Origin of the sequence: Halosimplex carlsbadense 2-9-1, from assembly GCF_000337455.1 — an archaeon.
Lineage (GTDB): Archaea > Halobacteriota > Halobacteria > Halobacteriales > Haloarculaceae > Halosimplex > Halosimplex carlsbadense.
The window spans coordinates 137,002-151,933 of the sequence record NZ_AOIU01000011.1 but is presented as its reverse complement, the minus strand read 5'-3'; the positions used below and the strand labels follow the sequence as shown (position 1 = coordinate 151,933).

The following is a 14,932-nucleotide window of genomic DNA, read 5'->3' as shown; positions in this document are numbered from 1 at the left end:
CGACGTGCCCGTCCTCTGTGAAGGCGGGATCCGCGAGCGGGAGACGTGTGCGGCCCTGCTCGGCGGCGGTGCGGACGGCGAACCGGCCTGCGATCTGGTGGGGATGGGGCGGCCGTTCTACGCCGAGCCGCGGCTCGGCGCGCGGTTGCTTAGGACGGGCGACGAGCGCCACGGCGTGCGGGCGCTCTGCGAGAGCTGCAACAACTGCACCGTCCCGCAGGTGACCGGCGCACCCGGGATCTGCCGGACGCCGTCGGTGGTCCGCGAGCGCGCTCGGCTCGAAACGGAGGGCGTCTACCGGCGAGAGGCGGCGGATGGGGAGTAGCGACTGCGAGGGCGGCGGAGAGAGAGAAGAAGGCGGACGGGTCGCGGTTTACTCGTCGTCGGGCAGTTCGTCGACGAGGACGACGGCTTCGCCGTCGATGATGGTCTCGCCGTCGTCGACGACGCGGGTGGTCAGGCGGTACTGGTCGTCGCCCAGGTCCTCGACGATCTCGCAGACCGCGGTCAGGCGGTCGCCCAGGCGGACGGGATTGTGGAACTCCAGATCCTGCGAGAGGTAGATCGTGAGCCCGGGCAGGCGCGCGAGGCCGGCGGAGATGAGGCCGCCGACGAGTGTCCCGTGGGCGATGCGGCCCCGGAAGCGGGTCTTGCTCGCGAACTCGTCGTCCAGGTGGAGCGGGTTGGTGTCGCCGCTGGCGGCCGCGAACGACTGCACGTCGCGGTCGGAGATGGTCTTGGTGAACTCGACGCGGTCGCCGACGCCCAGCCGGTCGCGGTCGTGTTCCGTCAGCTCGACGTGCCACTCGGGCAGGTCCTCGTCGGCCTCGATGCGGTCGACGGCCTCGATCCCCTCGTCGTCGCCCGACGGTGTGACCCCGAAGGCCGCGAACGCCGCCCGGTTGGCCGCGACCACGCTGTTGAACATGTGCGAGGACGTCTCGGCCCACGTGTCAAGCAGCGCGTTTCGGTGCGGTTCAGAACTCATCGATACCCGCGTTTGGGTTTGATGCTATTAAAACGTAGTGGTACCGAGCTGGCGATATCGCGACAGAAGCGGCTTCTCGGCCCGCTACGGCGCATACGCGTCGCTTACTCGCGGCGGATTTCGCGGCGACCGAAACCGAGGTCATCCGGCCAGTCACCGCCCGGTCGATAACCGCGGGCTACCGCACCCACCCGCCACCCTTGCTCGTCCCACCCGGTTCGGCCGTCGGTCGGTCGACGCCCGCTCCGACCGGTTCGACGCCACCGGACCCGTCCGGTTCGAGGGGTTGATCCATCGAATGGTATCGAATGGTATGAAATGGTATTGAGCGCAATCCTTATGTAACTGAGGGGTGTACGTATCGTTGACCGATGACCGACGAGAACGACGGTCCGACGTGGCCGCCGATGTTCAGTGGGATGCAGGAGATGAGCGAGCAGGCGATGGAGACCCAACAGGAGATGCTGGGTCGGATGATGCAGGCGGGCGCAGGGGGGCTGGACATGAACCAGCTCGGCGCGATGAGTCAGATGGCGACCTTCAAGACGCGCGTCCAGTCGGGCGGCCGGATCTCTATTCCCGACGCCGAGCGCGAGGCGCTGGACATCGAAGAGGGCGACATCGTTCAGACCGTCGTCATCCCGGTCAAGCGGAACAGAGAGTGATACACATGGCATACACGACCCCCATCACCACGGCGTTCGAGATGCAGCGCGCGACGATCGAGCAGAGCCAGAAGGCCTTCGAGCAGACCCTGGAGATGCAGCAGACGATGAACGAGGCCGTCGTCGACAGCTTCGACAGCCAGGAGTCGGCACAGCGCCGCGGCGTCGAGCTGACCCAGACGATGGTCCACAGCTACCTCGACGTGATCGAGTCCTCGATGCCGGGCGCCGCCGGCACCGTCGACGAGATGCGCGCGGCCGTCGACGAGCAGTACGACTTCCTGCTGGAGAACCACGCGGAGGTCTTCGAGACCGTCGCCGACGAGTACGAGCAGGGCATCGACGCCTACGACGAGCTGACCCACGACTACGTCGAGGCGCTCGACGAGCAGGTCGCGATGCTCACCGAGGCCCACGAGGAGCTCGAGGCCCAGTCGGTCGACGTGGCCGAGCAGTGGGGCGATCAGATGGAGACGCTTCAACACCAGGTCGAGGACCTGCAGGACCAGGTCACCGACGTGCAGGAGCGCGCCGCCAACGCCGTCGACGCGTAGGAACACGGTTTTTTCTTTCAGGACACCGGAGACATACCCATGAGCAACACCAACGAGATGCAGGAGCAGTGGACAGAGATGGTCGAGGAGATGAACGACGCGGTCGCCGACTCCCTCGAACAGAACATGAAGGCCCAGGCCGCCTTCGTCGAGTCGTGGGCCGAGGCCGTCGAGGACTCGGTGCCCGAGGAGGACGCGATGGCCGAGGGCATGCAGGGCTACAACCGCGCCTACGAGGTGTGGATGGACGCCGCCGAGCAGATGTTCGAGCGGACCACCGACGCCGCCCAGGGCGAGGACGTCGAAATCGCGGAGTTCCGCGACATCTGGCTGCAGTCGGCCAACGAGGCGTTCAAGGAGGTCATGTCGACCAGCGCCTTCGCCGCCGCCAACGGCCAGCTCGTCGAGCGCATGATGGAGATGCGCCGCGAGGCCGACGACGTGAGCCAGGAGACCATCTCCCAGCTCGGCTTCCCCACCCGCGACGACATGGACGAGGTCGGCGAGCGCCTCGTCGAACTCGAACGGCGCCAGCACGAGGTCGAACAGAAACTCGACCGCATCCTCGACCACCTGGAGGAGTAACATGGCCAGCGAACGCGCCAACCCCTTCAACCCCTTCGCGCTCGCGCTCAACACCCAGCGCACCGCGCTGGAGTCGTTCACGCAGACGACCGAGAGCAACAGCGAACTCCCGGACGCGGTGGCGACCGTCGAGAACGTCGACGTGGGCCAGACCCCAAGCGAAGTCGTCTACGAGGAGAACAAGCTCGAACTGCTCCACTACCAGCCCGAGGAGGCCGGCATCGAGCCCGAGGAGACCCACGACGTGCCGATCCTCATCGTCTACGCGCTGATCAACAAGCCGTACATCCTCGACCTCCAGGAGGAGCGCTCCGTGGTGCGGCGCCTGCTCGAAGCGGGCCACGACGTCTACCTCATCGACTGGAACGAGCCCTCGCGGATGGACCAGCACCTGACGCTGGACGACTACGTCAACCGCTACATCGAGAACTGCGTCGACGTGGTTCGCGAGCGCTCGGGTCAGGACGCGATCAACGTCCTCGGCTACTGCATGGGCGGCACGATGTCGGCCATGTACGCGGCGCTCCACCCCGAGAAGGTCAACGCCCTGGGCCTGATGGCCGCGGGGCTGTGCTTCCAGGGAACCGGCGGCGTCCTCGAACAGTGGGGGTCGGCGGAGTACTACGACCCCGACGACGTCACCGAGACGTTCGGCAACGTCCCCGCGGAGTTCCTCGACGTGGGCTTCGCGCTGATGGACCCCGTCGACAACTACGTCTCGAAGTACGTCCGCTTCTACGAGAACCTCGAGAACGAGGACTTCGTCGAGAACTTCGGCCGCATGGAGCGGTGGCTCTCCGAGGGCATCGACGTGGCCGGCGAAGCCTACGACCAGTTCCTCACCGACCTCTACCAGGAGAACAAGCTCTACCACAACGAGATGGAGCTCGACGGGGTCCACGTCGACATCGAGGAGATCGACATGCCCGTCCTGCAGATCATGGGCGAGTACGACCACCTCATCCCCGCCGACGCCTCCAAGCCGTTCAACGAGGTCGTCGGCAGCGACGACGTGACCACCATCGAGTACGCCACCGGCCACATCGGCCTCTCGGTGTCCTCCTCCTCGCATGAGGAGGTCTGGCCCGAGGTCTGCGAGTGGTACGCCGACCGCTCGGCCGCCGCCGAGGATGACGCCCAGGCAGAGGTCGAGGCCATGGCGGACGAGGCCGCCGAGGCCGCCACCGACGCGGCCGAATCGGACGATGTGACCGCCGCGGACGACGCGGCCGCCGAGGACGAGCCGTCGAGTCCCGACGTGGACACCGTCGACGGCATCGGCCCGACCTACGCCGACCGCCTGCGCGACGCCGGCATCGCCACCGTCGCCGACATGCTCGATAGCGAGCCCGCTGACGTGGCGGAGATCACCGGCGCACCCGTCTCCCGCGTCGAAGACTGGTTCGAGCAGGTCGAGTAAGTCGTCGCTCTCGGTTCCGATTTTCGTCCGGGCCCGGATACGGACCCACACAGACGGGGACGACTTAGGTGGTTCCGCACGCCATTCGAAGCTATGCGAGTCAGCGTCATCGGCGGCGGACGGGTCACCGAAACGGAAGCCGCGACCGCGGAGGAACTCGGCCGGGAACTCGCCGAACGCGGTCACGAAGTCGTCTGCGGTGGTCTCGGCGGCGTGATGGAGGCCGTCTGTCGCGGCGCGAGCGAGGTCGGCGGCCACACCATCGGAATCCTGCCGACCGAGCGCCGCGCGGACGCCAACGAGCACGTCGAGACGGCGATCGCGACCGGGATGGGCAACGCCAGGAACGTCCTCGTCGTGCTGAACGGCGACGCCGCGGTCGCGGTCGACGGCGGCACCGGGACGCTCTCGGAACTCGGCCACGCGCTGGACTTCGGCAAACCGGTCGCGGGGCTCGGGACCCACAGCGTCGACGGCGTTGCGTCGCAGACGCAACGAGCAGACGGGCGCGACATAGGCGCGCCCGTCGACGGCGTCGAGGGTATCGACCACGTCGAGACCCCGGCGCAAGCGGTCGAGTCGATCGAACGGCGCGTCTGAGAGTGACGGGGCTACGCGGCGTCGAGCGCGGCCAGCGTCTCGTCGACGGCGTCGGGAGTCGCGCGGGCGAGGGCGGCGAACTCGACGTAGTATCTGGCCCGGTCGGTCACTGCGGCGTGCTGGAGGGTCGGCTGGTCCCACTCGCGGAGCGACGCGTCGGTGCTGGCAATCTGCGCGACCGGATACGCCAGCAGTTCCCGCGCCAGTCGCTCGTCGGCGCTGGTTTCGAGCGCGTCCCCGACGGCCGTGACGGCCTCGTCGCGGCGCTCGCGCAGATCCGCGGCGCCGTCGACATCGAGTTCGTCACCCTCGACTACGCGTTCGCGTAGCGACAGGAAGGCGCCGGCCATCGCGATCCCCTCGTAGCGCCCGAGCACGGCCGAAGCCGGGTCCGCCGTCGCGTCGCGGTCGGCGAGGTAGTGGGCGTCGCCGTGGAGCTGTCGGAGCGCGGATTCGACCGACCGGCCGATATCGCCCACCTCCGGCCCGACCAGTTCGGACGCGGTGTTCACGTCCGGGTCCGGGAGATCCGCGATATCCGATTCGAGCGTCGCCGTCAGCGACTCGCTGGCGTCAGCGAACGTCGACCCCATCGACGAAGCGTCGGTCAGCGATTCGGAGAACTGCTCGTCCACGTGGCGGGCGTCGGCCAGTCGCGCCCGACCCTCCGCGATCGTCCCGGCGCGCTCGCCGACCGCTCGCGCGTCGGGCAACTGTTCGGCCTCGGCGTCGGCGGCGGTCGGTGCGTCGGAGGAGGCGCGCTCGTAGTCGTCCCACTGGGGCGTGGCGTCGTCGCCCGCCTGCTCGGCCAACGACTCGACGATGGCGTTGGCGAGCAACGCTCGAACGGGGTCGGCGGGGTCGCCGACGAGGGCGCGGTCCTCGCGGAACTCCGCGACCTGGCGTTCGAGCGTCAGCGCCCGCGAGCGCACCGCCTCGCGGGAGAGTTCGTCGGTCGCGAACGCCCACGTGGCCGCGGCGCGCTCGGCCGAGAAGCGCGCGTCGCGGAGGTCATCGAGTCGTTCCCGGGCCGTTTCGGCGTTCCCCGCGGTCGAGAGGCTCTCGCGAGTGTACTCGACGCTACGCTCGACCATCGTCCGGGTCCCCTCGTCGGGCGGCCCCGTCGACGGGATCGGCTCGGGGAGAACGCCGAGCGTTGACCGGACCGCGCGCCGGGCGCCGGCGAAGTGCGACGGGGCGACGAGGACGGGAAACGGTTCGGTCACCGCCGGGAGCGACCCCGAGACGGCGGTCGCGACCGCCGTCGCGTCCAGCGGCGTCGGCTCCCCCTCCCCGCTCGTGCCGAGGCCGCCACAGCCACCGAGCGCCGCCGCTCCCGCGACCGCCAGCAGCCGTCGTCGCGTCAGTCCGTACATTGACACATCGGGCGAAGCGACGGTGCAATAAAGGTTTCGTGGTCCGGGACGGGTCGACGGGAGCGGCGACCGCCGATCACCGAGTCACTCGACCCCGAGCGCGGCTAGCGTCTCGTCGACGGCCGCCGGGACGGCGCCGGCGATCACTTCGATCTGGCGGTACAGCGCGATGTCGTCGGCGACCCGCTCGAGTTCGACCGAGTCGTCGCCGTAGAGGTCGAGGCTGTCCGCGGCGTAGTCGAACCAGCTCGCGAGGGTGGCGAGTTCCGTCCGCGCAAGCCGTTCGTCCGCGCTCTCGGCCAGCGCGTCCTCGACGGCCGCCGCGGCCGCCCGCCGCAGTTCTTCGACGTCGTCGGCGCTCTCGATCGTCCGGTGGTCGCCGGCGGCGATCCGGTCGCGCAGCGTCTCGAAGCCGCCGATCTGCGCCAGCGTCTCGACCTGCCACAGGATCCGCCCGGGGAGTTCGGCGGCCGGGACGAACTCCCCCTCGTAGGGGAGGTCGCCGTGTAACTCGCGGAGCGCCGCGCCGGCGACCGTCCCCTCCAGGTCGCCGCCGCCGTCGACGAGGTCCGGGAGTTCGGCGTGTTCGGCGGGCGTGTCGGTCATCCGCGAGTCGATCGTCTCGGCCAGCGAGTCGCGGGCATCGGTGAAGGTGGCCTCCAGCGACCGGGGCTCGGACAGCGACTCGGTGAACCGCTCGCCGACGTGGCGAGCGTCACCGAGCGTGGCGCGGGCCTGTTCGACCTCGTTGGCGCGCTCGCCGACGGTGATCGGGGTGACAGGCGAGGACTCGTCGGGTTCGTCCACGACGTGGCGGTCTGCGTCCCGGAGCCACGACCCGACGAGCGCGTGGACGATCACCGCGCGAACCGGGTCCCCGGGGTCACCCACGTACTCCCGTCCCTCGCGGAACCGGCGGAGATCCGCGCGGACCGACTCCCGGGCTGAGCGCACGTCGGCGGCGGTCAGGTCGCCCTCGACGGTCGCCCACGTGGCCTCGACCGCGCGGGCGGGACCGCGGGCGTGGGCGAGCAACTGGAGTCGCTCGCGAGTCCCGGTCGCCTTGACCGCCTCTGCGAGGTGTTCGCGGGCATGTTCGGCGCGGTCTGCGATCGCCTCGCGCATCGCGCCGTTGGGGAGGTCGTCGGTAGTCAGTGGGAGCGGCACCGTATCGAGCATGGCATGAGCGCGCTCCCGGGAGTCGGCGACGTGGGCGTCGGCCACCGCGACCGGGAGCGGGTGGTCGACCGACGGCCCGTCCCGGTCGGCGGTCCGGGTCAGGGCGGCTCCGTCGAGTTCTACTGGACCCGGCTTCAGGGGGTTGTTCAGGCCGCCGCAACCCGCCAGCAGCGTCGCACCGCCGAGCGCGAGCGCGCCCCGACGAGTGAAGCGGACGGCGTCGGACGCCGACGGATCGTCCGTCATCGGGACCCTCCATCGGTGGTCGCTGGCGCGGCCGCGTCGGTAGCGGTCGCCGGTCCGGTCTCTGTCACCGAGCGGGACCGGGCCGTCGGTCGAGCGCGCTCGCGCTCCATCGGGAAGCACTCGCCGCTGGCGACGCCGGACCCGCCCATCTCGAACTCCGTCGGGTCGAGGGGGGCGGGGAGACGAGCGATGGTGACGCGAGCGTCGCGCTCGCCGCTCTCGCAGGCCACGTCGGCGTCGCGGAGGAAGCGGCCGTAGCGGGTCTCGACCTCGCCGTCGTTCCAGACGACGTGACAGAGCACCAGCCGGTAACACGCTTCGACCGGGCGCCAGTCGACCAGTAGCGTCTCGCTGTCGAAGTCGGTCTCGGCGACGAACGAGCGGGCGGTCTCGGCGCCGGCGGAGACCTCGCTCTCGGTCACGCGGTCGGCGACGGCGAACGTCTCCGCGGTCGCCTCGTCGGCGACCAGGCCCTCTGTCTCGCGGGCCGTCGGCTCGACGGTCCCGCCGGCGGTCGGCCTGTCGGCGGGATCCGGGACGAACCACGCGAGCGGGTCGTCGTAATCGGCCTCTTCGGCGCGGAGCGTGACGTACTCGGGGTCGACGACGCGGCCGTCGCCGACGGTGGGGACCGGCTGTGTCGGCGACCCAACGGGGGTGCCGGCCGAACCGCGGCCGGCGTCGGTGTCGCCGTCGGGGCAGCCGGCGAGTCCGGCGGCCAGTCCGACCGCTGCCTGGAGGGCGCGGCGGCGCGTGAGTCGGGGCATCGACACAGATATCGCGGCGTCGGCGGTAAATATCTCGTGGCTCGATTCCCCGAGTGCCCCACGTTCAAGTACCGCGGCGGTCGAACGGGGTGGTATGTCCGGCTCCGAACTCGCGGCTCGCGTCCGGGAGGCACAGGCGGTCGACCGCGAGGCGTTCGACCGGCGGGCCGCCGAGGAGGCCGAGCGGCTCAAAACCGAGGTGCGCGACGGTACGTTCGACAATACGGAAGCCATCGTCGGCCTCGAACTCGAGCTGTACGCCGTCGACGCCCGCTCGGGGTCGCTCAAGCGGGTCCCACGCGGCCTGCTCGATCTCATCGGCTTCGAGAAGGAACTGGGGCTGCACAACGCCGAGATGCAGACCAGCCCCCAGCCGCTCAACGAGCACGGTCTCGTCGCACAGGAGCACGAACTCAAGGCGAACCTCACGCCGGCCCTGAAGCGAACCGGCCGCGACGACATCCGCCTGGTCAGCGACGGCATGTGGACCGTCCCGCCCACGGGCGAGACCGCGACCGACTACCTCTGTGACTCGGTCGAGCAGGACGGCGTCCGCATCGCGACCAACATGTCCGACGCCGCTCGCTACCACACGATGGCCAACACCGACTACCCGACGGGCATGCGCATCGAGGCACCCCACGTCTCGCTGTCGGCCGACACCGTCATGCCCGAGAGCCTCATCACCTCCATCCAGCCGCACTACCAGATCCCCCACGCCCCCGACTTGCCCGAGTACTTCCGCTACGCTCTACGGGTGGCGGGGCCGCTGCTTGCCCTGGGCGTCAACGCCCCCTTCTTTCCGCCCGATCTGTACGACGACGCCGACGACACCGAGATCGTCGAGGACGCCTGGCTGGAGAACCGCATCACCGTCTTCGAGGACGTACTCAACCCGGCGGACGACGACGACGCCGACAAGGTCCGGTTCCCGCCCGATTTCGACAGCGTCGAGGACGCCATCGACGACGTCGTCGCCGACGAGACGATCGTCCCGGTGGACGTGGAGGCTGGGGGGCGCTTCGACGACGCGTTCGTCCACTTCCGACACAAACACGGCAGCTACTGGCGGTGGATCCGCCCCGTCTTCGACGGACCCACCGAGCCCCAGGCCAACGCCCGCATCGAGTTCCGCCCGCTGCCCGGCCAGCCCACCGTCCGCGACGCCGTGAGCTTCCAGGCGGTGTTCGCCGGCCTGCTCACCACGCTCACCAGCATCGAACACCCCGTCCGGGCGATGGACTGGGAGCGTGCCCGCGAGAACTTCTACGCCGCCAGCCGCGAGGGGCTGGGCGCCGACCTCACCTGGATCACCACCGACGGCGAGGAGACGACCGACCTCGACCACATCTACGGCGAGCTGTTCGAGGCCGCCCGGCAGGGTCTCGAGACCCAGGGGCTCTCCACGGACGCCGCCCGCCGCTACGTCCGCCCGCTCCGCGAGCGGGCCGACCGCCGGATCACCCCCGCCCGCTGGAAACACGACCACGTCGCCGCCGCCGTCGACCGGAACGTCCCCCTCGCCGAAGCCATCTGGGGGATGCAGTCGACATACGTCGACCATCAGGAGGAGACGCTGCTGGAGGGCACCTTCGTCGACTGGCTGTGAGACGGGACCTCGCTCGCCGTTCCTAGGGGTGTCGCACGACGGTTCCCGCACCACTCCTCTGTTCCCAGTCTTCGCTCAGTACAGAGGAACGATGCACTGATTTTTTCAGTGACACGACTGTTATCTGTCAGAAGCGTTGTACTGAATACAGGGCGCGTATCGGTCGTGAGAGTCGGGGTTCCGAGTGTCGCTGGACCGTACAACCATCAGGGGACTCTGTTGGCGAAAACGGGAGATCCCGACAGCTACCGGTCCTCCACGGACGGCCCGTGTCGCCCGTTTTCGCAGAAAGACTTTTATCAGAATATCGACGCTATTCCATACGATGATCCGGGCGATTACTGACGCCCTTGGAACGCTGTTCGACGGAGGTGTCCTGCTGTTCGGCGTGTTCGCCATCTATGTGGGTATAAAACGGGTTCGCCATCAGGTAGGCGTGTTCGACAGGTCGATCGTGGCTACCGGGAGCATTGCCGAGTCGGGGATGGTCGCCATCAACGCACGAATTGAGGGGCCAGTCACAGACGCTCTCCGCTCTCCCTTTAAGCGGGAGCGAGGGGTGCTCTCGAAGTGGCAGCTCAAGGAATTCGTCGGCCACGAGTTGGGGAGTGGCCATCACTGGTGGGGCCGGGGGGAGGGGTACAAGACCGTGTCATTCCTCGTTGACGACGGGTCCGGCCCGGTCCGTGTCGAGGTGTCGGGAGAGGAGGAGCTAAACGGACTGGAACTGGACCTCGCGGGCTTCCCTGGCGATCCTGTGTTGGAGGTGGCCGTCTCCGAGGCTCCTCCCGACCACGTTCGAGAGTTCACGGACGAACACGAACTCCGGGAGCGACAGCCCGAGGCCGACGTGCCGACGTGGGAAGACGAGCAGGGCGACCGCCGCTACTTCGAGGAGACGCTCGCGAGCGGAGACGAAGTCCACGTTATCGGCCACGCCGAACCCGTAGATAGCGACGACCCGCACGCGCCGGTTGCAAAGATCGTCCCCGCTGACGACGGGACGTTCTACCTCACCGATCGGCGCCGGAAGGGCGCGGTGAAACACCAACTCAAGCGGGCTACCGTCTACTTCTTCATCGGCGGCATTTGCCTCTGGTACGGGGTTGCCCAGTTCGTCCCGAGCATCGGATTCCCCTGAATCGGGCGGCCGAGATATTCTCTTCCGAACACTCTGCCTACACAGGGAGATCTGAATGATTGGTAGGCCGGTACCGATAGGTTCGTCCTCTGTATTCAGCACGGTCCTGTGAACACCAACGCTATCTGGTATAAGATTCGGTGGTACGTTGGCACGCCGAACTCATCAGGAGGTCCACCTCGACAGAACGGGATCGACATCACCGGGACGACATCGCGACGCGGACGCACCGACGCAGTTTCGAAATCGTCCATCCGGCTGACCCCCGCTACTCCTCGTCGAGTTGGGCCTCGACGCGGTCTCGCAACGCGTCGGCGTGTTCCTTGGCCGTCGCGGCGTGGGTCGAATCCTCCGCCTCGACGAGACTGTCGACCGCGTCCCGGAGCGCGACGAAGTGCTCGGGTTCGCTCTCGAAGAACTCCCCCAGTTGGTCGACGTGTTCCTGGGCCGCCGAGGCGTTGGTCTCGTTGTAGCCGACCTCCAGGCCGGCGAGACGGGCGTCTAAATCTTCCAGCGTCTCCAGCACCCGCTCGTACGGCCCCGGCGCCATGTACGGACTGTTCCTCCCCACGGGATAAAAACTACTGTGGTGCCCGCGGCCCGGAACCGCCCCACGCTATCGGGAGTCGTGCCATCGAGCCGACCGGTCCGTTCGCTCGGACCGACCGGCCGGCTCAGTCGACGCGCGCGTCGACGACGACGTGGGCCACGCCCTCGCTGTAGCCCTTGACGCGGCGCGTTTCGATGACGTCGACGGACCGGCCGCGCTCGGCGGCCGCGTCCCGGAGCCGCCCGACGGGGCGGTCGGGCACCAGCCCCTCCGGCGTCGCCTCGTGCATGTGGACGACGCCGCCGGGTTCGAGCGCCCCGAGCGCGCTGTCGAGGTACTCGTGGGAAGCGTCGGAGGGACTCCGACCGTCTTCCGAACGCGGCTCGGAAGCCTCGAAGTAGCCCATCACGATCCGGTCGGCACGCACGTCCGTCGCCGGGTCGACCTGTTCGAGGACATCGCGGCAGTCGGCCCGGTAGGGATGGACGCGGTCGGTGACGCCGTTGCGGCGGACGTTCTCCAGCAGGAACTCGAAGGAGGCGGGGTTGCGCTCGATGGCGGTCACCTCGGCGCCCGCGCGGGCCATCGGCAGCGTGAAGTAGCCGATCCCGGCGAACATGTCGACGACGCGCTCGCCTTCGTCTACTTCCTCACCCATCCGCGCTCGTTCTGCCTTGTTCCCCGGCGAGAACATCACCTCGGCCAGGTCCATCGCGTAGGTGGTGCCGTGCTCGCGGTGGACCGTCTCGGTGTCGCCCTCGCCGGCCAGCACGGTCACGTCGGGCTCGCGGTGAGCGCCGGTGATCGGCCCGCGGGCCAGCACGGTGTCGGCGGCGCCGTGCAGGGCCAGCAGCGCCTCACCGAGTTCCTCGGGGCGGGGCGCGTCGCCGGTGTCGACGAGGACGACCGTCCCCAGCACCGCCCACGACGACGGCGCCGACTCGATCTCCGCGTCGGTCCACCCGCGCTCGCGGAGGTGGTCGGCCAGATCCCGGAGCCGCGGCTCGCCGACCTGCCGGACGACCTCGCGGTAGTCGACGGCCTCGGGGACCGCCGTCACCGGGAGCGAGACGCTCCCCTCGTCGTACTCGCGGACCGATCGGTCGGGGTCGTAGACGCCCGCCCGCTCCAGTTCGTCGATGACCGCCTCGGCGCGGGGTTTGTCGACGACCACGGCCAGTCGCTCGTCGCGCTCGTCCATCTACTCGCCTCCAGACGGCCGACGGCCGAAACGGTTTCGAGTCGGAGCAGCGCCGGACCGCCGGACTGCCAGCCCGCCGTCGCAGTGAGGCGCGGGCGCGGCGTCGCTCAGGTCGACTCGGGCTCGCGGTCGCGGCCGGGCGCCGGCGAGCGGTCGTCCGGGCGCGACTGCCCGTGTGACTCCGCGCGGCCGTGCGATTCCGTGTGGTCGACCGGCGAGCCGGACGGGCCGTCGCTCGCGCCGTCCTCGGCGGCCAGCAGGGCGTCGAGACGGCGCTCGAACTCGGTCTGGTCGATCTCGCCGCGGGCGAACCGTTCGCGGAGCGTCTCGACCGGGTCGTCGCCGCCGGTTCGGTCGTCGCCCGACTCCCGCCCGTCCAGCATCGACGGGAGGTCGACGGTTCGCTCGCCGAGCGAATCCGGCAGATCCACCGGCGAGAGGTTCAAGACGACCCATACGAGCAGCGCCGCCACCGGCGTCGCCAACAGCCAGCCTGCGATCGCGACCTCGATCGCGGTCACGACGCCGCCGTTGAACAGCACCAGCAGGACGGTCGGCAGCGTCGCGACGGCGATCAGCACTGGAAGGAGCGCGACGAACCGCCGCGTCACGGTCCGTACCGAACGGAGGGCCTCGAACATGTGTCGACCAACCGGCCGAACGACGAAAAAAGTTGCCGCCGACCGGTCAGAAGCCGCCGGCGTTCCGGCAAGTGACGCTCTTCGTCAGTCCCCGGCGGTCCTCGTCAGTCCCCGGCGGCGTCGACGGCGTCCTCGGGGAGGACGTGCAGGCCCGCGCGACTCTTGATCACGGGTACCTCGTCGGCGTCGGTGTCGAAGTACTCCGGGCGGGGGATCGTCTCGGCCGCGTAGGTCTCGGGGTCTAACACCTGTACGGCGTTCTCGTCCTCGACGGCGACGACGGTCGTCTCGGCGGCGTCCTCGCGGGTGCCCAGGCGGCGCGCGTCGGGCGCGTCGCCGTCCTCGAAACTGGCCTCGTAGTCCTCGCCCGTGGCGAGTCGAGTCCCCTTGAGGTTGCCCCGGACGCTGCGGACGAGGACGGGGCCGTCGCCGTCCTCGGGGTCGATGACCTCTCCTGCCCTGTAGCGCGGCAGGCGGACGGCGAAGGTGACCCGGTAGACCTCGTTGCCGTCGCCGTCCTCCGTCACGAGCGTCTCGTAGTCCTCGAAGCCCCCGCCCAGGCGGTCGGTGATCCGCTTGGCGATCCCCTGGCCCATCTGGTTGGTGGAGATCTTCATGTTCAGCCCCTCGTCGACCTCCGTGACCTCGGTGATGAACGCGTTGCGGTCGCCGGTGGCCTCCCGCTCGGCGATGTACGCCTCGGCGACCTCCTGGGCCGTTTCCTCCTCCTCGGCGGTCGGGGTGCGCTCGTCGGCGCGGACCTGCACGATCGCGGCGTAGGACCCGCCCGCGATCCGACCGCAGCGGTCGCAGGTCTGGCGGGCGATCTTCACCGGCACGACCACCTCCTCGGAGACGAGCGTCCCCCGCACTACGCCGGAGAACTGGCAGTGCATCCTGATGTTGTTCTCGTCGACCTGTTCGGGGGCGACCTCCCAGCTCACGTCCGTGGCGTCGAGGTGGACGCCGAGCGCCTCCGAGACCTCCTCGACGGCGATGTCGGTGTAGTCCTCGGCGCCCACGTCGACCCAGCGGTTGCCCCGGTGGACCGCGCCGCACTGCGAGCAGACGCGCACGTCGATGCGGTCCGGCGCGTCGACCAGGTCGAACTCCTCGAAGTAGCAGTCGTCGCAGAGTACACTGTCGCCGTCGCGCGACCCCGCCCCGCCCGGCGCCGCCGGCCGGGCGTCGAGGTTCGCCTCGATCTCGTCCCCGCAACGGGGGCAGAACTCGCCGGAGCGACTCATTGCCCCGTGGTACTGGCCTCGCCCGGTTAAGCGTCGCGTTCCGGGCCGCGTCGTCTCGGCCGGCGAGCGAACTCACTGGTACACGTGCTCATCCGTTCGGCGGTCGCCTGACGCCGTCACGAGCGGTTCGACGAACGCGAGCGTCGTGTTCGATTCGATGTGC

Annotated in this window: 15 protein-coding genes and 1 pseudogene; 8 read left to right on the top strand and 8 right to left on the bottom strand. The window is 69.3% G+C overall.

The features are described 5' to 3' along the window. A pseudogene (locus C475_RS05485) lies at positions 1–325 on the top strand (NADH:flavin oxidoreductase); the annotation flags it as partial. 48 nt (positions 326–373) lie between these two features. Here C475_RS05485 and C475_RS05480 read toward each other — a convergent pair. Continuing rightward, on the bottom strand, positions 374–928 hold the full coding sequence (locus tag C475_RS05480; RefSeq protein ID WP_006882788.1) for a MaoC family dehydratase: 555 nt from the start codon (positions 926–928) through the stop codon (positions 374–376). A 431-nt stretch (positions 929–1,359) separates the two neighbouring features. Between C475_RS05480 and C475_RS05475 the strand changes: the two genes are divergently transcribed. The 5 genes from C475_RS05475 to C475_RS05455 all read left to right on the top strand — a co-directional run bounded on the left by C475_RS05475 (position 1,360) and on the right by C475_RS05455 (position 4,812). Then, positions 1,360–1,653 (top strand): AbrB/MazE/SpoVT family DNA-binding domain-containing protein, encoded by a 294-nt coding sequence (locus C475_RS05475; protein ID WP_006882787.1) that lies wholly within the window; start codon positions 1,360–1,362, stop codon positions 1,651–1,653. Between the two features lie 5 nt (positions 1,654–1,658). Next, a complete protein-coding gene (locus C475_RS05470) occupies positions 1,659–2,207 on the top strand; it encodes a hypothetical protein (RefSeq protein ID WP_006882786.1) in 549 nt (182 codons plus the stop codon). Positions 2,208–2,246: 39 nt separating this feature from the next. Further along, the gene (locus tag C475_RS05465; RefSeq protein ID WP_006882785.1) at positions 2,247–2,792 is read left to right on the top strand and encodes a poly(R)-hydroxyalkanoic acid synthase subunit PhaE; all 546 of its coding nucleotides are present in this window, start codon (positions 2,247–2,249) and stop codon (positions 2,790–2,792) included. A 1-nt stretch (position 2,793) separates the two neighbouring features. Next, positions 2,794–4,212, top strand: a complete 1,419-nt coding sequence (phaC, locus tag C475_RS05460) for a class III poly(R)-hydroxyalkanoic acid synthase subunit PhaC (RefSeq protein WP_006882784.1) — start codon at positions 2,794–2,796, stop codon at positions 4,210–4,212. A gap of 93 nt (positions 4,213–4,305) precedes the next feature. After that, positions 4,306–4,812 (top strand): TIGR00725 family protein, encoded by a 507-nt coding sequence (locus C475_RS05455; protein WP_006882783.1) that lies wholly within the window; start codon positions 4,306–4,308, stop codon positions 4,810–4,812. An 11-nt stretch (positions 4,813–4,823) separates the two neighbouring features. Here C475_RS05455 and C475_RS05450 read toward each other — a convergent pair whose 3' ends face one another. The 3 genes from C475_RS05450 to C475_RS05440 form a co-directional block, all read right to left on the bottom strand. Next, positions 4,824–6,188 (bottom strand): hypothetical protein, encoded by a 1,365-nt coding sequence (locus C475_RS05450; protein ID WP_006882782.1) that lies wholly within the window; start codon positions 6,186–6,188, stop codon positions 4,824–4,826. Between the two features lie 84 nt (positions 6,189–6,272). After that, positions 6,273–7,613 (bottom strand): hypothetical protein, encoded by a 1,341-nt coding sequence (locus C475_RS05445; RefSeq protein WP_006882781.1) that lies wholly within the window; start codon positions 7,611–7,613, stop codon positions 6,273–6,275. Further along, positions 7,610–8,380, bottom strand: a complete 771-nt coding sequence (locus C475_RS05440; protein WP_006882780.1) for a hypothetical protein — start codon at positions 8,378–8,380, stop codon at positions 7,610–7,612. The genes C475_RS05445 and C475_RS05440 overlap by 4 nt, the downstream gene beginning before the upstream one ends. Positions 8,381–8,474: 94 nt before the next feature. Between C475_RS05440 and C475_RS05435 the strand changes: the two genes are divergently transcribed. Together C475_RS05435 and C475_RS05430 are read left to right on the top strand one after the other, a co-directional pair. Continuing rightward, positions 8,475–9,989, top strand: coding sequence for a glutamate--cysteine ligase family protein (locus C475_RS05435; RefSeq protein ID WP_006882779.1), 1,515 nt, complete (start codon positions 8,475–8,477; stop codon positions 9,987–9,989). A gap of 325 nt (positions 9,990–10,314) precedes the next feature. Further along, complete coding sequence (locus C475_RS05430; RefSeq protein ID WP_006882778.1) at positions 10,315–11,130, top strand: hypothetical protein; 816 nt, start codon at positions 10,315–10,317, stop codon at positions 11,128–11,130. Positions 11,131–11,398: 268 nt separating this feature from the next. On the opposite strand, the gene C475_RS05425 is transcribed toward C475_RS05430, so the two are convergent. From C475_RS05425 to C475_RS05410, 4 genes are all read right to left on the bottom strand, one after another. Continuing rightward, the gene (locus C475_RS05425; protein ID WP_006882777.1) at positions 11,399–11,680 is read right to left on the bottom strand and encodes a hypothetical protein; all 282 of its coding nucleotides are present in this window, start codon (positions 11,678–11,680) and stop codon (positions 11,399–11,401) included. Between the two features lie 124 nt (positions 11,681–11,804). After that, positions 11,805–12,881 carry a class I SAM-dependent methyltransferase gene (locus C475_RS05420; RefSeq protein ID WP_006882776.1) on the bottom strand — a complete coding sequence of 359 codons (1,077 nt, stop codon included), beginning with the start codon at positions 12,879–12,881 and terminating at the stop codon, positions 11,805–11,807. Between the two features lie 107 nt (positions 12,882–12,988). Beyond that, on the bottom strand, positions 12,989–13,522 hold the full coding sequence (locus C475_RS24610) for an SHOCT domain-containing protein (RefSeq protein WP_006882775.1): 534 nt from the start codon (positions 13,520–13,522) through the stop codon (positions 12,989–12,991). Between the two features lie 104 nt (positions 13,523–13,626). Further along, positions 13,627–14,769, bottom strand: a complete 1,143-nt coding sequence (locus C475_RS05410; protein ID WP_006882774.1) for a 60S ribosomal export protein NMD3 — start codon at positions 14,767–14,769, stop codon at positions 13,627–13,629. Between the last annotated feature and the right edge of the window lie 163 nt (positions 14,770–14,932).

What these genes read in the sequence shown, in the direction of transcription:
- C475_RS05480 (WP_006882788.1), bottom strand. Translation starts at nt 928, where the DNA reads ATGTTCAACAGCGTGGTCGCGGCCAACCGGGCGGCGTTCGCGGCCTTC.
- C475_RS05435 (WP_006882779.1), top strand. Translation starts at nt 8,475, where the DNA reads ATGTCCGGCTCCGAACTCGCGGCTCGCGTCCGGGAGGCACAGGCGGTC.
- C475_RS05465 (WP_006882785.1), top strand. Translation starts at nt 2,247, where the DNA reads ATGAGCAACACCAACGAGATGCAGGAGCAGTGGACAGAGATGGTCGAG.
- C475_RS05410 (WP_006882774.1), bottom strand. Translation starts at nt 14,769, where the DNA reads ATGAGTCGCTCCGGCGAGTTCTGCCCCCGTTGCGGGGACGAGATCGAG.
- C475_RS05440 (WP_006882780.1), bottom strand. Translation starts at nt 8,380, where the DNA reads ATGCCCCGACTCACGCGCCGCCGCGCCCTCCAGGCAGCGGTCGGACTG.
- C475_RS05425 (WP_006882777.1), bottom strand. Translation starts at nt 11,680, where the DNA reads ATGGCGCCGGGGCCGTACGAGCGGGTGCTGGAGACGCTGGAAGATTTA.
- C475_RS24610 (WP_006882775.1), bottom strand. Translation starts at nt 13,522, where the DNA reads ATGTTCGAGGCCCTCCGTTCGGTACGGACCGTGACGCGGCGGTTCGTC.
- C475_RS05450 (WP_006882782.1), bottom strand. Translation starts at nt 6,188, where the DNA reads ATGTACGGACTGACGCGACGACGGCTGCTGGCGGTCGCGGGAGCGGCG.
- C475_RS05475 (WP_006882787.1), top strand. Translation starts at nt 1,360, where the DNA reads ATGACCGACGAGAACGACGGTCCGACGTGGCCGCCGATGTTCAGTGGG.
- C475_RS05445 (WP_006882781.1), bottom strand. Translation starts at nt 7,613, where the DNA reads ATGACGGACGATCCGTCGGCGTCCGACGCCGTCCGCTTCACTCGTCGG.
- phaC (WP_006882784.1), top strand. Translation starts at nt 2,794, where the DNA reads ATGGCCAGCGAACGCGCCAACCCCTTCAACCCCTTCGCGCTCGCGCTC.
- C475_RS05430 (WP_006882778.1), top strand. Translation starts at nt 10,315, where the DNA reads ATGATCCGGGCGATTACTGACGCCCTTGGAACGCTGTTCGACGGAGGT.
- C475_RS05455 (WP_006882783.1), top strand. Translation starts at nt 4,306, where the DNA reads ATGCGAGTCAGCGTCATCGGCGGCGGACGGGTCACCGAAACGGAAGCC.
- C475_RS05420 (WP_006882776.1), bottom strand. Translation starts at nt 12,881, where the DNA reads ATGGACGAGCGCGACGAGCGACTGGCCGTGGTCGTCGACAAACCCCGC.
- C475_RS05470 (WP_006882786.1), top strand. Translation starts at nt 1,659, where the DNA reads ATGGCATACACGACCCCCATCACCACGGCGTTCGAGATGCAGCGCGCG.